The sequence below is a fragment of the Kushneria avicenniae genome (assembly GCF_900112585.1).
Classification (GTDB): domain Bacteria; phylum Pseudomonadota; class Gammaproteobacteria; order Pseudomonadales; family Halomonadaceae; genus Kushneria; species Kushneria avicenniae.
On record NZ_FOLY01000016.1, the window covers coordinates 1 to 1,109 of the forward strand.

At 59.0% G+C, this 1,109-nt stretch carries 1 protein-coding gene; it reads right to left on the reverse strand.

Annotated elements, in window-relative coordinates:
* Positions 1-96: 96 nt before the first annotated feature.
* Positions 97-950, reverse strand: a protein-coding gene (locus BM079_RS16525; protein ID WP_090136315.1) for an IS5 family transposase whose coding sequence is annotated in 2 segments (ribosomal slippage) — positions 97-608 and positions 608-950 — 855 coding nt in all. Because the reading frame shifts where the segments join, the coding sequence is not laid out codon by codon here.
* Between the last annotated feature and the right edge of the window lie 159 nt (positions 951-1,109).

The following is a 1,109-nucleotide window of genomic DNA, read 5'->3' on the forward strand; positions in this document are numbered from 1 at the left end:
GTGCGTGGTCGTGGCGCGTTGGTGAAGTATCTGAGCCATGGATCCTCCTCCGTTAGTGAGTCATACCATAAACCACTACACTCCGGGACCATACAGCTAGGTTCTGTCTGAAAAGTCGGCTCTCATGCAGCGCTCGATGCAGGCCAGCGTCACCATGGCTTTGAAGCTGCTGGCCAGCTTGTCGTAACGTGTATTCAGCCGGCGCTTTTCCTTGAGCCAACCGAACAGCCGCTCTACCACATTGCGCTGACGATATCCGGGCCGGTCGAACTGATGCGGTAGCCCCGGACGCGGGCGGCGATGCATACGGCGTCGGGGAATGATCGGGCGCATGCCGTAACGCGTGCAGTAGCGTCGCAATGCATCACTATCGTAGCCCTTGTCCGCCACGAGATAGCGGCTGCGCTTGCGAGGACGGCCGGAACGACCCGGCAACCGGACCTGCTCGAGCAGGTCAGTCAGGTGGGTCGAGTCGGCGCGCTGACCTGCTGACAGTGAAAAGGTGATGGGAAACCCGCGGCTATCGCACAGCAGGTGTATCTTCGTGGTCAGACCACCACGACTGCGACCGAGGGCATGATCCAGCGGTTCTAGCGATCCCCCTTTTTGCCGGCACCGCTGGCTGACCGGGTCGCTCTGATGGAGGTGGAATCCACCATCCAGGTGTCGAGATCCATATAACCGTCTTCTCGCAGACGAAGGTGCAGGCACGTCAGGATCTGGTCGAAGGTACCGTCATCGCGCCATTGTCGGAAACGTTGATAAACGGTCTTCCATGGCCCGTAACGCTCCGGCAGATCGCGCCACTGTGCTCCTGAGCAGAGAATCCAGAGAATACCATTGAGCATCTGTCGATCATCCCTACGCGGGCGCCCCATGGTCTGCGGGGGAGAAACGATGTCCTCGATCATGTGCCAGCGCTGATCGGAAAGCTCGTAGCGGCCTGCCATGCCAGTCTCCTGTTCGGTGAACAGGGGCAGCGTAGCAGTCATGACTTTTCAGACAGAACCTAGGTGTATGGTCCCGGAGTGTAGTGGTTTATGGTATGACTCACTAACGGAGGAGGATCCATGGCTCAGATACTTCACCAACGCGCCACGACCACGCAC